This is a genomic window from Pseudomonas sp. 21LCFQ010 (genome assembly GCF_024129905.1).
GTDB lineage: Bacteria > Pseudomonadota > Gammaproteobacteria > Pseudomonadales > Pseudomonadaceae > Aquipseudomonas.
Map to the genome: position 1 here is coordinate 118546 of NZ_JAMYDZ010000007.1, position 16313 is coordinate 134858.

Genomic DNA, 16313 nt, shown 5'->3' on the forward strand with positions numbered 1-16313 from the left:
TTGAGTGTCGTCCGGGGTCGTGCGTTCAATATTTATGCACCACTTCGCGCCGCGTCACTCTGCGTCATTGCATGCATGACGCCCTCCGTCCGTTCAGGTCACTCCGACAATCAATCCGTGCAGGATGTCAGGAGAGACCGTGATGACGACAAGAAAAACCAATAACGCCCCCCATCTGAGTGAATCGGCCCAGGTCGACTCGGGTTCGGTCCAGCCCTTTACCCGTTCGCAGAAGATCTATGTTCAGGGCTCGCGCCCGGATATCCGCGTGCCGATGCGCGAGATCAGCCTGGACGTGACGCCTACCGATTTCGGCGGCGAGATCAACGCGCCGGTCACCGTCTACGATACCTCCGGGCCTTACACCGACCCCAATGTGATCATCGACGTGCGCAAGGGCCTGGCCGATGTGCGCTCGCCGTGGATCGAGTCGCGTAACGACACCGAGCGGCTGGGCGGTCTGAGCTCCAGTTTCGGCCAGCAGCGCCTCAACGATGCCGAACTGACAGCCCTGCGGTTTGCCCATGTGAACAATCCGCGCCGCGCCAAGGCGGGCGCCAACGTCAGCCAGATGCACTATGCGCGCAAGGGCATCATTACCGCCGAGATGGAATACGTCGCCATCCGCGAAAACATGAAACTCCAGGAGGCCCGCGCCACCGGGCTGCTCAAGCAGCAGCACGCCGGGCACAGCTTCGGCGCCAGTATTCCCAAGGAAATCACTGCCGAATTCGTGCGTGAAGAAATCGCCCGCGGCCGGGCGATCATTCCGGCCAACATCAACCACGTCGAGCTGGAACCGATGATCATCGGCCGTAACTTCCTGGTGAAGATCAACGGCAACATTGGCAACAGCGCTTTGGGATCGTCCATCGAAGAGGAAGTGGCCAAGCTGACCTGGGGCATCCGCTGGGGCTCGGACACGGTCATGGACCTGTCCACCGGCAAGCATATCCATGAAACCCGCGAGTGGATCATCCGCAACTCACCGGTGCCGATCGGCACCGTACCCATCTATCAGGCGCTGGAAAAGGTCGGTGGTATAGCCGAAGACCTGACCTGGGACTTGTTCCGCGACACCCTGATCGAGCAGGCCGAGCAGGGCGTGGACTACTTCACCATCCACGCCGGTGTGCTGCTGCGCTACGTGCCGATGACCGCCAAGCGGGTCACCGGTATCGTCAGCCGCGGCGGCTCGATCATGGCCAAGTGGTGCCTGGCGCATCACAAGGAAAACTTCCTCTACACGCACTTCGAAGACATCTGCGAAATCATGAAGGCCTACGACGTCAGCTTCTCGCTGGGCGACGGTCTGCGTCCGGGTTCGATTGCCGACGCCAACGACGCCGCGCAGTTCGGTGAGCTGGAAACCCTCGGCGAGCTGACCAAGGTCGCCTGGAAGCATGACGTGCAAACCATGATCGAAGGCCCTGGCCATGTGCCAATGCAGTTGATCAAGGAAAACATGGACAAGCAGCTGGAATGCTGCGACGAGGCGCCGTTCTATACCCTCGGCCCGCTGACCACTGATATTGCGCCGGGTTACGACCACATCACCTCGGGCATCGGTGCGGCGATGATCGGCTGGTTCGGTTGCGCGATGCTCTGCTACGTCACCCCCAAGGAGCACCTGGGCCTGCCGAACAAGGATGACGTGAAAACCGGGATCATCACCTACAAGATCGCCGCACATGCCGCCGACCTCGCCAAGGGCCACCCCGGCGCGCAGATCCGCGACAACGCACTGAGCAAGGCGCGCTTCGAATTCCGCTGGGAAGACCAGTTCAACCTCGGCCTGGACCCGGACACTGCGCGTGCCTATCACGACGAAACCTTGCCCAAGGAGTCGGCCAAGGTCGCGCATTTCTGCTCGATGTGCGGGCCGAAGTTCTGCTCGATGAAAATCACCCAGGAAGTGCGCGAGTACGCCGCCAACCAGCGCATTGATGCGGTGGATGTCGCGGTGGAAGACGGCATGCGCGAACAGGCCGAACGCTTCAAACAGGAAGGCAGCCAGCTGTACCAGAAAGTGTAGGAGCGACCTTGGTCGCGAAGGCGTCTCTGACGGTGGTGATGGTGTATCGCCTGAACCGGCCCCTTCGCGAGCGAGCTCCTACCGTATTCCACTCTATTACCGAGCGTTAATGTGAACACACTTGGCACTTACTCCCCTGACCTGCCGGTCCCCGGCGACAAACGGGTTTTCGGCGGGCGCGATCTGTTTTCCCTGTGGTTTTCATTAGGGATCGGCCTGATGGTCCTGCAAGCGGGTGCCTTGCTGGCACCGGGGTTGGGCATGGCCATGGCGCTACTGGCGATTGCGCTGGGTACGCTGATCGGCGTGCTGTTGCTGGCCAGCGCCGGGGTGATTGGTACTGACACCGGGCTGTCGTCGATGGCGTCGCTCAAGCTCAGCCTGGGGCGGCGCGGTGCGATGCTGCCGGCGGTTCTCAACCTGTTGCAACTGATTGGCTGGGGCTCGTTCGAGATCATCGTCATGCGCGATGCAGCCAGCCTGTTGGCCGGGCGCACCTTCGGCGCTGCGGGTCTTTGGAGCAGCCCACTGCTCTGGGCGCTGTTGTTCGGCGGGCTGGCAACGCTGCTGGCGGTCAGCGGGCCATTGACCTTCGTGCGCAAGATTCTGCGCCAATGGGGGATCTGGCTGCTGTTGGGTGCCTGCCTGTGGCTGACCTGGAACCTGTTGAGCAAGGCCGACCTGAGCGCGTTGTGGGCCAGGGCAGGGGATGGCTCGATGCCATTTGCCACCGGTCTGGACCTGGCGATTGCCATGCCGCTGTCGTGGTTGCCGTTGATCGCCGACTATTCACGTTTTGGGCGTCGGGCCAAGCCAGTCTTTGTCGGCACGGTGCTGGGCTACTTCATCGGCAACTGCTGGCTGATGAGCCTGGGCGTGGCCTACACCCTGGCGTTCGCTGCCGACGGTGAAGCCAATGCATTGCTGTTGGCGCTGGCGGGCGCGGGGATGGGCATTCCGCTGCTGTTGGTGTTGCTCGACGAATCAGAGAAAGCCTTTGCCGATATTCATTCGGCGGCGGTTTCCAGTGCGATGTTGTCGGGGTTGAAGGTCGAACACCTGGCACTGGCAATCGGGGTGCTGTGTACCTTGATTGCCTGTTTTGCGCCATTGGCACAGTACGAAGGCTTTCTGTTACTGATCGGCTCGCTGTTCGCACCGCTGTTCGGCGTGGTGCTGGTCGATCATTTTATCGTCCGTCGCCGCCGTACGCCGGCTGCGCTGCCGGCGTTGTACGGTCTGAGCCTGCTGGCCTGGCTGGGCGGCGTCAGCACCTATCACTTGTTGGCCAATCTGTACCCGCAGGTGGGCGCCACGTTGCCCGCCCTGCTGGTTGCCGGTGCCCTGCAATTTTTGCTGGGGCGTGGTTTCAGCCGCGACCGGGGAACAGCTCGGGCCTGATCACACCATTGAGCTGCGGATAGGGAATCTTCAGCTCGATATGGCCCATTGCATAGGGCGCGATGGTGGTCACCGGATACTTGAGGATCACCGCGCCATAGGTCAATGCCACGTTAGGTGTGCGCTTGAACGGCCAGGTGCTGGCGAACTGCGGGTCTTCGTTGGCTTTGGTCGAAACCATCCAGGCCTGGTGGGCGAGTTGGGCTTTTTGCCAGAACTCGTTTTCCTTGCCGGGCACTACCATGTCGGCCAGGGTCAGGACTTTCTGCTGCTGGCGCGAGTAATTGAACAGCGCCCGGCCCGGATCACCATGGGCACCGCCGCTGTCGAGATAGCTGGACAGTTCAATCACCACGATACCGTCATGCTGTTCGCGTACCTTGGCTTGCAGGTAGCTGCTGTTGCGGCCTTCGGACTGGCTGAGGAACTGCTGCTCATAGGCTTTCAGGGACGTCGCTGGCGCTGCACCCGGGCGGGTCGGGGCCATCTGCAGGAGGTTCTTCTGCACGATGGCATCGAGCCGCGGCTCGTCAGGGAAATGCACGGTATCGATGTTCACCAGCGGGCAGTCGGCGCTGCTGCAGCCCGGCTTGATCTGCTCCCAGGCCTCGCGTTCGACCTGCAGCGGGGCACGCATGTTGGGCTTGAACAGGCTTTGGCAGGCACCCAGAGTGACGGCCAGGCAAGCCAGCGCAGCGATCTTCGTTAACGACATGATGATCCTTGGCAGTATCAAAATAAGCGGCTGCGCGATACGCATCCAGGCCGATTGGACTGCAAAACCGGTGTTCGGTTCGCCATCGCGACGGATTAGAAATGCTTTACGCCCGCGCGTCTACTCTGGCAGGTAAGGAAGGGGCTGCATCAGGCCTGCGATGCGCGTTAGGATGGCCCCAAGCCAAATCTTTCGCAGCGAGACTTTCATGACCCAGAGCACCCGATCGACCCCCACGGCCTACGAGATCACCCGGCGTGAAACCTGTTTCAAGGGGTTCTACAAACTCGACAAGCTGTACTTGCGCCATGAGCTGTTCAATGGCGGTATGGGGCGGGAACTGAGCCGCGAACTGTTCGTCCGTCATGACGCGGTCTGTGTGCTGCCGTACGACGCCAGGCGCGACGAAGTGGTACTGATCGAGCAGTTCCGGGTCGGCGCTGCCGAGAAATCCGGCAACCCGTGGCTGATTGAAATGGTCGCCGGTCTGATCGACAAGGACGAGCAACCGGAAGAAGTTGCTCATCGCGAGGCAGAAGAGGAAGCTGGTCTGCAATTCAGTGCCTTGTGGCCGATTACCCGGTACTTTCCTTCGCCGGGCGGCAGCGATGAGTATGTGCATCTGTTTTTGGGGCAGTGCGACAGCCAGGGCGCCGGCGGTGTGCACGGCCTGGAGTCGGAGGGGGAGGACATCCGCGTCACGGTCTGGTCGTTCGACGACGCTTTGCAGGCTGTGGCCGATGGCCGGATCATGAATGCGGCAACCATCATCGCCATCCAGTGGCTGGCCTTGAACCGCAATGAAATCAGGGGGCTATGGTCGTGAATCTCTTGCGCGAGCGCTACCGTGTCGATCTTGCCGGGCTGCAGGCCGCCTGCGAGGCCAATTACGCCCGCCTGATGCGTTTGTTGCCAGACATGCGGACACAAAAAAGCTCGCGCCGGATTGCGGTGACCCAAGGCGACCAGATGCTGGGGGTGCTGACGCTTGAAGTGGTGCTCGACTGCCCGTACACCACCACCTTGCAGGTGCGCCAGGAGCACAGCCTGCCCTGGCTGCCGGTGCCCAGCCTGGAAGTGCAGGTCTATCACGACGCGCGCATGGCCGAGGTGATCGGCGCCGAACATGCGCGGCGCTTCCAGGGCATTTATCCGTACCCCAATGCACACATGCACCAACCAGACGAAAAATCCCAGCTCAACCTGTTTCTCGGTGAATGGCTGAGCCACTGCCTGGCGTGCGGGCATGAGTATGAGGCAGTGCGGTAAGACAACTGCACTTGGTTTGTTGTGAGGTTTTGTACGGAAAGTGCCTGCGCTCGATCATGTTGCGTTAAAAACAGGCTCGGAATGCTCATTTACACCCGTAAAGTCGAGCGCGACGCTTCCTCGCCTGTCTTTGCCTTGCCTGACCTTCGTCCGCTGACTTTTTGTACAAAACCTAAGGCTTAAGTAGGAAATACCCTTTTGTATTTGTAGTCTGTTTCTGAAATGGTTTTTTGTGATGTTCAACGCGACTGTAAGACTCCCGGCACCTTGTTAGCCTTGTCTGAAGCGTTTCTGGATCAGACTTATGAGCTATTTTGGCGAGCCGTTGGAGATTTGCCGGGCGGTGCCCTTTAACTGGGGCGATACCTGGCTGGTAGTGGTCAGTGGTGATGGCCCCAATTTTTGTGGTCATGCATTGCTTAGAGTCGGCTTCTACTATTTTCATATTCTGGGCTGGGCCGAGCGTCCTTGGTATATGACCGAACAAGGCTTTGAGCGCTACAAACACGAAGGGGGCAAGCGCGAACTCTTTCGCCGTAAAATCATCATCACCAAACCATTAGAGGCACAACGCAAACTTGAGGCGCTCAGCGTGAAACCTTGGCATTGGCTAGGCGTGCCTAACAATTGCGTATCGTATGTGGAGGATATCTTGCGGGCTGGAGGGGCTAACGACGCATCGTTTATAAACTGCCCAGCCAACTGGCGATGAAGTTATTCAGTCTGCTGCTCGGCATCATGGTGAGCTGTTTTGTTTCTCTGTTCCTCGTGGGCGGAATTGTTGCTCTGCTCGGTATAGGTGATCTGTCTTTGCATCCTGATCGGATCATGGCCCTGATCGTTGTTGTGGCATTGATTCTGGCCTGGATGTTCAGTGTGCCTTTCCTGATGCGTTGTCTGGCAGGACTGGGTCTGGGTGTCTTTTGCACCTACTTGGTCATCTTGCTTGTCTGGCCGGGAATGAATTACGAAAAAGGCTTGAATTACCTGTTCATTGTCGGCTTGATCGGCGTGGTACTCGGCGGCATTCATTCTTCGCGGCGTGCGCGCATCTGGCGCAAACCTTGAACATCTCTATCTCTGTGACCCACCACTCATTCGCAGATTTGCCGCGCTCCTTATCAACTACCATAATCGCAGCGAATCGTCCGGGGGAGACGGCCGTTGCCGAGTTCATCAATCAAGGGCTCTTCAGTCCTGCTGGTCCAGCTTTCTGACAGTCATTTGTTCGCTGACGCGGACGGCACGCTGCTGGGCATGAAAACCCGCGAGGGGTTGCACAAGGTCATTGAGCGGGTGCAGGCCGAGCAACCGGCTATTGATCTGCTGTTGATGACCGGCGATTTGTCTCAGGACGGCTCACTGCAGTCGTATCAGGCGTTCCGGCAGATGAGCGAGGTGCTCGGGGCACCGGTGCGCTGGCTGCCCGGTAACCATGACCACTGGCCACAGATGAGCGAAGCCGCGCAGGGCTGTGACGTATTACAGCCGGTGACCGATGTCGGCCGCTGGCGGGTCACCATGCTCAACTCCGAGGTCGAGGGGGCGGTGTTCGGCTATCTTGCAGACGAACAACTCCAGTTGCTGGAGCAGTCCTTGCGTGAGGCGCCTGAACGCCATCACCTGGTTTGTCTGCATCATCATCCGGTCGCCATTGGCTGTGAATGGATGAAGCCGATCGGCCTGCATAACGCTGATGCGTTGTTCGCCGTGCTGGAGCGTTATCCCCAGGTCCGGGCGGTGCTCTGGGGGCATGTGCATCAGGAATTTGATCAAGTGCGTCAAGGCATTCGCCTGCTGGCCACGCCGTCAACCTGCATTCAGTTCGCACCGGGCAGCGCAGACTTTGCCCTTGATACCGCCGCGCCAGGCTATCGCTGGTTACGCCTGCATGACGACGGGCGGCTTGAAACCGGTGTTTCGCGGCTGGTCGGCGTACATTTCGAGGTCGATCTGTCCGGAACCGGCTATTGAAACATATGCCGGTGCAGCTCCCGGGCCTTAGTCCTGTAAACTGTGCGGCTTTATCATGACGCGCAAACCGGAGCCAAGGCATGACCGGCCATACCCCCGCACTCTTGTATATCCATGGCCTGAACAGCTCGGCCCTGTCGAAGAAGGCCACCTGGCTGGCGGCGCTGATGCATTCGCTGGGGCTGCAAGAGCGCTTGCGCGTGCCTGAACTGCACCATCATCCTCGCCAGGCGCTGGCCCAGCTTGAACAGGCCATTGAGGCGTTGGGCCGGCCATTACTGGTCGGCAGCTCGCTTGGCGGCTACTATGCGACCCATCTTGCGCAGCGTCACGGGCTCAAAGCGGTGCTGATCAACCCGGCGGTCAACCCGCACCAGTTGTTCGATGGCTATCTGGGCACTCAGCAGAACCTTTATACCGGACAGCGCTGGGAACTGACCCTGGATCATATTCAGGCGTTGGCCGAGCTGGAGGTGCCTGCGCCAAATCAGCCGCAGGACATCCAGGTCTGGCTGCAGACCGGTGACCAGACCCTGGATTACCGCCGCGCCGCTGCGTTTTATGCTCAGTGCAAGCTGGATATTCGCGAAGGCGGGGACCACAGCTATCAAGGCTTCGAGGCGCGCATGCCCGAGTTGCTGGCGATAGCCGGTTTTGCTCCGACGCCGCTGTAATCCGCCCGCCTGTCACCCCAGTGAAAGGCGCGCATGCAAATATGCAACATTTCATGAACCATTGATGACGAGAACCCATGGCCACTCCCAGCGCTAGCTCTTATAACGCCGATGCCATCGAAGTCCTCTCGGGCCTCGACCCGGTTCGCAAACGTCCGGGCATGTACACCGACACCTCGCGGCCCAACCACCTGGCCCAGGAGGTCATCGACAACAGTGTCGACGAAGCCCTGGCCGGTCACGCCCGTTCGGTGCAAGTGATTCTGCACGCTGACAACTCGCTTGAAGTCAGCGACGACGGTCGCGGCATGCCGGTGGATATCCACCCCGAAGAGGGGGTGTCAGGTGTCGAGCTGATCCTCACCAAGCTGCATGCCGGCGGCAAGTTCTCCAACAAGAACTACCAGTTCTCCGGCGGTTTGCACGGGGTGGGCATCTCGGTGGTCAACGCGCTGTCGACCCAGGTGCGGGTCAAGGTCAAGCGTGACGGCAACGAATACCAGATGAGCTTCGCCGACGGCTTCAAAGCCTCGGAGCTGGAAGTGGTCGGCACCGTGGGCAAGCGCAATACCGGCACCAGCGTGTATTTCAGCCCGGACCCGAAGTATTTCGACAGCCCGAAGTTTTCCGTCAGCCGTCTCAAGCATGTGCTCAAGGCCAAGGCTGTATTGTGCCCTGGCCTGTTGGTGAGTTTCGAAGACAAGTCCAACGGCGAGAAGGTCGAGTGGCACTACGAAGATGGCCTGCGCTCCTACCTGCAGGACTCGGTCAACGACTTCCTGCGTCTGCCGGAAGAACCCTTCTGCGGCAGTTTTGCCGGTAACAAGGAGGCGGTGGACTGGGCGCTGTTATGGCTGCCTGAAGGCGGCGACAGCCTCCAGGAAAGCTACGTCAACCTGATTCCGACCGCGCAGGGCGGCACCCACGTCAACGGCTTGCGTCAGGGCTTGCTCGATGCCATGCGCGAGTTCTGTGAATTCCGCAGCCTGCTGCCGCGTGGTGTGAAACTGGCTCCGGAAGACGTCTGGGAGCGGATTGCCTTTGTGCTTTCGACCAAGATGCAGGAGCCGCAATTCTCCGGGCAAACCAAAGAACGTCTGTCATCCCGTGAGGCCGCAGCCTTTGTTTCCGGGGTGGTCAAGGATGCGTTCAGCCTGTGGCTGAACACCCACTCGGACCTTGGCATGCAACTGGCGGAGCTGGCGATCAGCAATGCCGGTCGGCGCCTGAAAGCCAGCAAGAAGGTCGAGCGCAAACGCATTACCCAGGGGCCGGCGCTGCCCGGTAAGCTGGCTGATTGCGCAGGCCAGGACCCGGCCCGTTCCGAACTGTTCCTGGTCGAGGGTGATTCGGCCGGTGGTTCGGCCAAGCAGGCGCGAGACAAGGAGTTCCAGGCGATCCTGCCGTTGCGCGGCAAGATCCTCAATACCTGGGAAGTCGATGGTGGTGAAGTCCTGGCCAGCCAGGAAGTGCACAACATTGCCGTGGCGATCGGAGTGGATCCGGGTTCGACGGATATCAGTCAGTTGCGTTATGGCAAGATCTGCATCCTGGCCGACGCCGACTCCGATGGCCTGCACATCGCAACCTTGTTGTGTGCGCTGTTCGTCCAGCATTTCCGCCCGCTGGTGGATGCCGGTAACGTCTATGTGGCGATGCCGCCGCTGTACCGCATCGACCTGGGCAAGGAAATCTTCTATGCCCTGGATGAAGCCGAGCGCGACGGGATTCTCGACCGTCTGGTGGCCGAGAAAAAACGCGGCAAGCCACAGGTCACCCGATTTAAGGGCCTGGGTGAGATGAACCCGCCGCAGCTGCGTGAAACCACCATGGACCCGAACACCCGGCGGCTGGTACAGCTGACCCTGGACGACTTCGATACGACCCGGGAAATCATGGACATGTTGCTGGCCAAGAAGCGCGCCGCAGACCGTAAGTCCTGGCTCGAAACCAAGGGCAACCTGGCCGAGGTCATGATTTGAGAGCGGCCTGGTTCGCCCTTCTGGCCTTGCTGGCGGCACCTGCTTTCGCGGTGCCGCTTGAGCAGCTCAAGCTGGTCTCGGAACATCCGATCGACGGCATGACCGGCGGTAACCTGTCGGGTCTGGCGCTGTGTAACGGTGAGTTGTGGGCGGTGTCGGACCGCGATGACCGGGTGCTGTATCGCCTGGACCGCTCGCAACCCGTCTGGCAGGCCGAGGCCGAAATCATCGAGGTGCCCGCAGCGCACAGCGACCTGCCGGCCAGCCTGCGCTCAATGGCCAGCCTGTCGTCGGTGGTGCGGGGTGGTGCAATGGATTATGAAGGTATCAGTTGCGACGCGGCAGGCAACCGCTATGTGGTCAGCGAGGCCCATGGCGCAGTGCTCAAAGTCACCGCGCAAGGTGCGGCCAACTGGCTGCCACTGCCAGCAGATGTGATCCGTCAGGCCCGGGAAAAGGGCATGTTGCAGCGCTTCAATGCGCTGTATGAAGGCATTGCCGTGAGCTCCGACGGGCAACAGCTCTGGCTGGCCGCCGAGCGCGAACAGCGCGGGCTGTTGCGAGTGGATCAGCAAGACGGGCAATGGCGGTGCACCGGCAGTTGCGTGCTGTATGCCGAAGTGGATCAGGCCGCGCCGAAGGGCAGTGCTTTTCCGGACTTTTCCGACCTGGCGCTGTACAACGGCAAGCTGTTCACCCTTGAGCGCTCGGTGTACCGGGTCTGCCGGCGCAGCCTGCAAGACGGCGAGCTTGAACGTTGCTGGTCATTCGGTGCCGAGGCGAAAAAGCCGCACCGGCGCTATGAGCAACCCTATGGTCTGACCGAGGCGCTGGTGGTTGATGAGAGCGGCGCCTGGATCGGCACCGATAACAACTTTGGTGCACGTGCCGATGGCGAAAAGCGGCCGGTGGTATGGCGCTTCGCCGCCCCGACCGGTGGCTGGAGCGCGCCATGAGCCAGTCACCCCCAGGCCGGCGGGCCGGCAAGGTCCTGATGATGCTTGCCTGGATAGCAGGCCTGTTCCTGGCCACCCGTTTTTTTGGTGAGTGGGAAGACCGGCAGCATAATCCCAACAGCGAAATGCTTTCTGAGCAGGGCGATGGCTATGTCGAGGTGCGTCTGGCAGGTAACCGTCAGGGGCATTTTGTCGGGACAGCGCAGCTCAACGGTCGCCCGGTCGCATTCATGATCGACACCGGCGCCACCGATGTGGCGATACCGGCCGAGGTGGCCGACGAACTGGGCCTGGAGCGCGGTGTACCGGTCACGGTCAATACCGCCAACGGCCGGGTCCAGGGGTTTCGGACCCGCGTCGAGCGTCTGCAACTGGGCCAGATCGTCCTGCACGATGTTCGTGCCCTGGTGACGCCAAGCCTTGAAGGCAGAGAAATCCTGCTCGGTATGAGCGCCATGAAACAACTTGAATTTACCCAGCGCAGCGGCACCTTGCTGCTGCGCCAGACGACCCAATGATGAGGCCCGCATGAGCGACTCCCTTGACCTCAGTCTCGATGGCGTAGAACGCCGGTCCCTGGCTGACTTCACCGAACAGGCCTACCTCAACTATTCCATGTACGTGATCATGGACCGTGCCCTGCCGCATATCGGTGATGGTCTCAAGCCGGTACAGCGGCGCATTGTCTATGCGATGAGCGAACTGGGCCTGGGCGCCGACGCCAAGCACAAGAAATCGGCGCGTACGGTCGGCGACGTGCTCGGCAAGTTCCATCCGCATGGTGACTCGGCCTGTTACGAGGCCATGGTGTTGATGGCTCAGCCGTTCAGCTACCGCTATACGCTGGTCGATGGCCAGGGTAACTGGGGCGCACCGGACGATCCGAAGTCGTTTGCGGCCATGCGTTATACCGAAGCCCGGCTGTCGCGGTATTCCGAAGTGTTGCTCAGCGAGCTGGGCCAGGGGACCGCTGACTGGGTGCCGAACTTCGATGGCACCCTTGAAGAACCCGCGGTGTTGCCGGCCCGTTTGCCGAATATCCTGCTCAATGGCACCACGGGTATTGCCGTGGGCATGGCGACTGACGTGCCGCCGCACAACCTGCGTGAGGTCGCCAGTGCATGCGTGCATTTGCTCGACGATCCCAAAGCCACGGTCGAGCAGCTTTGCGAACACATTCCGGGCCCGGACTACCCGACCGAGGCGGAAATTGTCACGCCACGGGCTGACCTGCTGAAGATTTACGAAACCGGCAAGGGCTCGGTGCGCATGCGCGCGGTGTACCGGGTCGAGGATGGCGACATTGTGGTCACGGCGCTGCCGCACCAGGTGTCGGGTGCCAAGGTGCTGGAGCAGATCGCTGCACAGATGCAGGCCAAGAAGCTGCCCATGGTGGCCGACCTGCGCGATGAGTCGGACCATGAAAACCCGTGCCGGATCGTGATCATTCCGCGCTCCAACCGGGTCGACGCCGCCGAACTGATGCAGCATCTGTTCGCCACCACCGATCTTGAGTCCAGCTACCGGGTCAACGTCAATATCATTGGCCTGGACGGTAAGCCGCAGCTCAAGAACCTCAAGGTGTTGCTTAATGAGTGGCTGATGTTTCGCATCGCCACCGTGCGCCGCCGCCTGCAGTACCGTCTGGACAAGGTCGAGCATCGCCTGCACCTGTTGGACGGTTTGCTGACGGCGTATCTGAACCTCGATGAGGTCATTCACATCATCCGCACCTCGGATCAGCCCAAGGCTGACCTGATTGCCCGTTTCGACCTGTCGGAAATCCAGGCCGACTACATTCTCGACACGCGCTTGCGGCAATTGGCGCGGCTCGAAGAAATGAAGCTGCGCGGCGAGCAGGATGCATTGCTCAAAGAGCAGGCCAAGCTTAAGGCATTGCTGGGCAGCGACACCAAACTGCGCAAACTGGTGCGTGCTGAGCTGATTGCCGATGCCGAAACCTATGGTGACGACCGCCGTTCGCCGATTGTCGAGCGTGCCGAAGCCAAGGCGCTGTCGGAAAACGAGCTGATGCCTACCGAGCCGGTCACTGTGGTGCTGTCGGAAAAGGGCTGGGTACGTTGCGCCAAGGGCCACGACATCGACGCGACCGGGCTCTCTTATAAAGCCGGCGATGGTTTCAAAACCGCAGCGATAGGGCGCTCCAATCAGTTTGCGGTGTTCATTGATTCCACCGGCCGCAGTTATTCGGTGGCCGCGCATACCTTGCCATCGGCCAGGGGCCAGGGCGAACCGTTGACCGGCAAGCTGCAGCCGCCACCCGGTGCGACCTTCGATTGCGTGCTGTTGCCCGATGACGATGCGCTGTATGTGATCGCGTCCGACGCCGGTTACGGATTTGTGGTCAAGGGTGAAGACCTGCAGGCCAAGAACAAGGCCGGCAAGGCGCTGTTGACCCTGCCGGCCGGCTCGAAGGTGATTGCTCCGCGTCCGGTGCTCGACCGCGAAAATCACTGGCTGGCGGCAGTGACTACCGAGGGTCGCCTGCTGGTGTTTCGCATCAACGATCTGCCGCAGTTGGGTAAGGGCAAGGGCAACAAGATCATCGGTGTGCCGGGTGACCGGGTGGCCAGCCGTGAAGAATATGTCACCGATCTGGCCGTCGTGCCGTCAGGCGCAACGCTGGTGCTGCAAGCCGGCAAGCGTACACTGTCGCTCAAGGCCGATGATCTGGAACACTACAAGGGCGAGCGTGGACGGCGCGGTAATAAACTGCCACGCGGTTTCCAGCGGGTAGACGCCTTATTGGTGGAAAACGGCTGAGAATGATCGTTTGCGGTCAGCGATCTTCGTTCTGCCATGAAGATCGCCGCATAATCGCTGGAGTCACAGCGAATATTCACGGATGATATGGGGTCTTCAGGAGCAGGCGTGGCTCAATGCCTGCATGACCCTGATGCGTATTCAATTTTTGACCTGCCGAACGCAGGTTGGACGGGACGATGAATCTTCTACGCCTTCCCATGATTTTGTTGGTGACGGGTGTGCTCGGCCTTGCCGGGTGCAGCGTGCATCAACCGGCTGCGCTCTACCAGCTCGACAGCGGTGAGCCAGGCCAGCCCAAGCAGGCCGCTGGGCTGGCAGTATTGCTGGGGCCGGTTTCGATTGCCGACTACCTGCAACGCGAAACCCTGCTGCAACGTCAGCCTGATGGCACGCTGACCGCGGCCGCCGATGGACGCTGGGCCGGTAACCTGTCTTCGGATATCGATCAACTGCTGCTGCGCCAGATTTCCTGGAAGCTCGACAGTCAGCGGGTGGTGTTGTCGCCCACGGTTGCCAACTTCACGCCGGACGTACAGGTGCTGTTGTCCATCACCCGTCTGGACTCCGGTAGCAAGCAGCCGGCGATTCTCGATGCGCAGTGGCGCCTGCTCGACCGCAAGGGCAATGTCCGCGACAGCCGCCTGGTGCACCTCGAAGAGGTCCACACAGGGACAACGGCTTCGCAGGTCAAGGCGCAGGGCATTCTGCTGCAGCGTCTGGCCGATCAGGTCAGCACCGCCATCAAGCCGATTTCCTGGGCGCCGGTTGAGGAACCCAAGAAAACTGCGCCGGTGGTGCGTGCCAAGCCGCAGCCTGAAAAGCCCAAGATTCCAATGGCATCGCCCATTCGAACTGATCTTGAGGTGTTCCGTTTCTAAAGACACGCATAAAAAAACCGCGCCTGGCGCGGTTTTTTTATCTCTGCAATCAGACCTTAATCAGACCTTGTGCGCGTCGTGCATGCGCGCCAGTTGGCGTTCGAGCATCGACGGGTAGGGCTCCATCAGCCGTTCGACACAGCAGGCGCCTTCGGGGCTGGCGATCGGCCGGATGCGTGCGCGCTGGCGCAGCAGTTCGTCATCGTTTACCGAGCGCTCGACCAGCAGCAGGTTGCGGCTGTGTTGCGACAGGGCCAGAGCGTCTTGCGCCTTGTCGGTCAGCAGCAGGTCGATCTGGCTCAGGCCAGCCACCCCGTCACTCAGGGTCAGGCCCAGTTGCAGTTGCAGGGTGATGCCGCTGTCGGCGACTTCGATCTGCAGGGCATGGCTCAGGGCGCGCAGCAGCTCGCCACAGCAGATTGCATTGGTGAGGTAATCCTCGCCGCTGGTCTGGGTGTGGAACAGCATGAGCGTGCTGCCGTCGTTCAAGGTGTGCAGCTCGCCGTCATACAGTGACGTGGCCTGGTCCAGGCAGTCGCGATAGCGCTGCAGCAGGTCGGTCAGCCGTGCTTTGGGCAGGCGGCGAAGTTGGTCCTGGCCGCCCAGTTGCACGGCAAGAATTGCGCTGTACTGCGGCTCGCTGGGCGCTGCGGCAGGTACTGGCAGGGACGCGACCGGGCGGGCGACGGGAGTGGAGTTGTCGCGCAGGTCGGCGAACGGGTCTTCTTCGTCTTCGAGGTCTTCCTCGGCCACCACACGTCGCGGCGCAGCAGCGACTGGCAGGCGCGGCCGGGCCGGTTCGGCAACCTGGCTGCGCGGCTCGGGCTCGTCGTGCTCTTCGAGATCTTCGTCGAACAGTTCGGGCTCAGGGATCGGCTCAGGCTCTGGTATCGGTGGGGCGAACGAGGTGCGTAGCTGGCGGGCCAGATCGCCCACCTCATCCTGGCGCTCGGTGCCTGGGGTGTAGGGGTCGATATCCCTTAGCCACAGGCGCAGTTGCAGCAGCGGGGTCGAGATATGCCGACCCAGGCGCAGGCTCAGGGCCAGCGCCAACGCAAGCAGGATGCCGGCCAGGATGCCCATGCTCTGCAGGCTGATGGTCATCGGCTGCTGGAACTGCGACATGTCCAGGCTGATCCGCAGATGCCCGGCCATGACGTCCTGGAAGGTGATCTTGATCTCGTACAGCCCCTGGGTTTCACCCAGCAGGCTGTTTTTCGGGCGTTGCCCGGCTTCGGCGAGGATGCGGTTGTCGACGCTGTAGATCGCCGCGTGGGCCACCAGCGGGTTTTTCACCAGATTGCCGAGCAGCACGTTGAGGCTGAGGATGTCGTTGGACACCAGCAGTTCGGTCGCCGAGCTGGCTGTCTGGATGGTCAGCGACTGCCCCAGCGCGTCTGCCTGCTCGTGCATGGCCTGTTTGAACTGCAAGCCCATCACGCCGGCATAGATCACCAGTGCCAGAGCCACGAGAATCACGTTGTGGCTGGCAATACGCAGGGCGATCGGTACGCGGCGATGACGCAGGGCACGGAAGATCAACAGGAAGAAGTTATCGGTCTTGATAGGCGTGGGCCGGTTCACTGAGCGCGGCTCTTTCGATAATGAAGTTGCCGCGCAGTATAGCGAGCGGCCCAGACGT

At 60.9% G+C, this 16313-nt stretch carries 15 protein-coding genes; 13 read left to right on the top strand and 2 right to left on the bottom strand.

Annotated elements, in window-relative coordinates:
* The first annotated feature begins 142 nt into the window (after positions 1–142).
* Together thiC and cytX are read left to right on the top strand one after the other, a co-directional pair.
* On the top strand, positions 143–2035 hold the full coding sequence (gene thiC, locus NJC38_RS10950) for a phosphomethylpyrimidine synthase ThiC (RefSeq protein WP_253114493.1): 1893 nt from the start codon (positions 143–145) through the stop codon (positions 2033–2035).
* A 111-nt stretch (positions 2036–2146) separates the two neighbouring features.
* On the top strand, positions 2147–3436 hold the full coding sequence (cytX, locus tag NJC38_RS10955) for a putative hydroxymethylpyrimidine transporter CytX (protein ID WP_253114496.1): 1290 nt from the start codon (positions 2147–2149) through the stop codon (positions 3434–3436).
* Here cytX and NJC38_RS10960 read toward each other — a convergent pair.
* Positions 3405–4151, bottom strand: coding sequence for an RsiV family protein (locus tag NJC38_RS10960; protein ID WP_045486775.1), 747 nt, complete (start codon positions 4149–4151; stop codon positions 3405–3407). The two genes, cytX and NJC38_RS10960, sit on opposite strands and share 32 nt — an antisense overlap.
* Before the next feature lie 208 nt (positions 4152–4359).
* Between NJC38_RS10960 and NJC38_RS10965 the strand changes: the two genes are divergently transcribed.
* From NJC38_RS10965 to NJC38_RS11015, 11 genes are all read left to right on the top strand, one after another.
* Entirely contained in the window at positions 4360–4977 is a 618-nt protein-coding gene (locus NJC38_RS10965; protein ID WP_045494160.1) for an NUDIX domain-containing protein, read from the top strand.
* Positions 4968–5420: a DUF1249 domain-containing protein gene (locus tag NJC38_RS10970; protein WP_045486777.1), complete on the top strand. Its 453-nt coding sequence runs from the start codon at positions 4968–4970 to the stop codon at positions 5418–5420. Before NJC38_RS10965 ends, NJC38_RS10970 begins: the two co-directional genes overlap by 10 nt.
* A 304-nt stretch (positions 5421–5724) precedes the next feature.
* Positions 5725–6132 (top strand): hypothetical protein, encoded by a 408-nt coding sequence (locus NJC38_RS10975; RefSeq protein ID WP_253114499.1) that lies wholly within the window; start codon positions 5725–5727, stop codon positions 6130–6132.
* Complete coding sequence (locus NJC38_RS10980) at positions 6129–6488, top strand: hypothetical protein (RefSeq protein ID WP_253114502.1); 360 nt, start codon at positions 6129–6131, stop codon at positions 6486–6488. Before NJC38_RS10975 ends, NJC38_RS10980 begins: the two co-directional genes overlap by 4 nt.
* A gap of 96 nt (positions 6489–6584) precedes the next feature.
* Positions 6585–7394 (top strand): 3',5'-cyclic-AMP phosphodiesterase, encoded by an 810-nt coding sequence (cpdA, locus tag NJC38_RS10985; RefSeq protein ID WP_253114505.1) that lies wholly within the window; start codon positions 6585–6587, stop codon positions 7392–7394.
* 80 nt (positions 7395–7474) lie between these two features.
* Entirely contained in the window at positions 7475–8068 is a 594-nt protein-coding gene (locus NJC38_RS10990) for a YqiA/YcfP family alpha/beta fold hydrolase (RefSeq protein WP_253114507.1), read from the top strand.
* Between the two features lie 77 nt (positions 8069–8145).
* Positions 8146–10050 carry a DNA topoisomerase IV subunit B gene (gene parE / locus NJC38_RS10995; RefSeq protein WP_045486783.1) on the top strand — a complete coding sequence of 635 codons (1905 nt, stop codon included), beginning with the start codon at positions 8146–8148 and terminating at the stop codon, positions 10048–10050.
* On the top strand, positions 10047–11006 hold the full coding sequence (locus tag NJC38_RS11000; protein WP_253114510.1) for an esterase-like activity of phytase family protein: 960 nt from the start codon (positions 10047–10049) through the stop codon (positions 11004–11006). Before parE ends, NJC38_RS11000 begins: the two co-directional genes overlap by 4 nt.
* Positions 10991–11524: a TIGR02281 family clan AA aspartic protease gene (locus tag NJC38_RS11005; protein ID WP_253114749.1), complete on the top strand. Its 534-nt coding sequence runs from the start codon at positions 10991–10993 to the stop codon at positions 11522–11524. Before NJC38_RS11000 ends, NJC38_RS11005 begins: the two co-directional genes overlap by 16 nt.
* 10 nt (positions 11525–11534) lie before the next feature.
* Positions 11535–13790, top strand: a complete 2256-nt coding sequence (parC, locus tag NJC38_RS11010) for a DNA topoisomerase IV subunit A (RefSeq protein ID WP_045486792.1) — start codon at positions 11535–11537, stop codon at positions 13788–13790.
* 179 nt (positions 13791–13969) lie between these two features.
* The gene (locus tag NJC38_RS11015; RefSeq protein ID WP_045486795.1) at positions 13970–14671 is read left to right on the top strand and encodes a membrane integrity-associated transporter subunit PqiC; all 702 of its coding nucleotides are present in this window, start codon (positions 13970–13972) and stop codon (positions 14669–14671) included.
* Between the two features lie 60 nt (positions 14672–14731).
* On the opposite strand, the gene NJC38_RS11020 is transcribed toward NJC38_RS11015, so the two are convergent.
* Entirely contained in the window at positions 14732–16255 is a 1524-nt protein-coding gene (locus NJC38_RS11020; protein ID WP_253114513.1) for a histidine kinase, read from the bottom strand.
* Between the last annotated feature and the right edge of the window lie 58 nt (positions 16256–16313).

What these genes read in the sequence shown, in the direction of transcription:
- thiC (WP_253114493.1), top strand. Translation starts at nt 143, where the DNA reads ATGACGACAAGAAAAACCAATAACGCCCCCCATCTGAGTGAATCGGCC.
- NJC38_RS10960 (WP_045486775.1), bottom strand. Translation starts at nt 4,151, where the DNA reads ATGTCGTTAACGAAGATCGCTGCGCTGGCTTGCCTGGCCGTCACTCTG.
- NJC38_RS10965 (WP_045494160.1), top strand. Translation starts at nt 4,360, where the DNA reads ATGACCCAGAGCACCCGATCGACCCCCACGGCCTACGAGATCACCCGG.
- NJC38_RS10970 (WP_045486777.1), top strand. Translation starts at nt 4,968, where the DNA reads ATGGTCGTGAATCTCTTGCGCGAGCGCTACCGTGTCGATCTTGCCGGG.
- NJC38_RS10975 (WP_253114499.1), top strand. Translation starts at nt 5,725, where the DNA reads ATGAGCTATTTTGGCGAGCCGTTGGAGATTTGCCGGGCGGTGCCCTTT.
- NJC38_RS10980 (WP_253114502.1), top strand. Translation starts at nt 6,129, where the DNA reads ATGAAGTTATTCAGTCTGCTGCTCGGCATCATGGTGAGCTGTTTTGTT.
- NJC38_RS10990 (WP_253114507.1), top strand. Translation starts at nt 7,475, where the DNA reads ATGACCGGCCATACCCCCGCACTCTTGTATATCCATGGCCTGAACAGC.
- parE (WP_045486783.1), top strand. Translation starts at nt 8,146, where the DNA reads ATGGCCACTCCCAGCGCTAGCTCTTATAACGCCGATGCCATCGAAGTC.
- parC (WP_045486792.1), top strand. Translation starts at nt 11,535, where the DNA reads ATGAGCGACTCCCTTGACCTCAGTCTCGATGGCGTAGAACGCCGGTCC.
- NJC38_RS11015 (WP_045486795.1), top strand. Translation starts at nt 13,970, where the DNA reads ATGAATCTTCTACGCCTTCCCATGATTTTGTTGGTGACGGGTGTGCTC.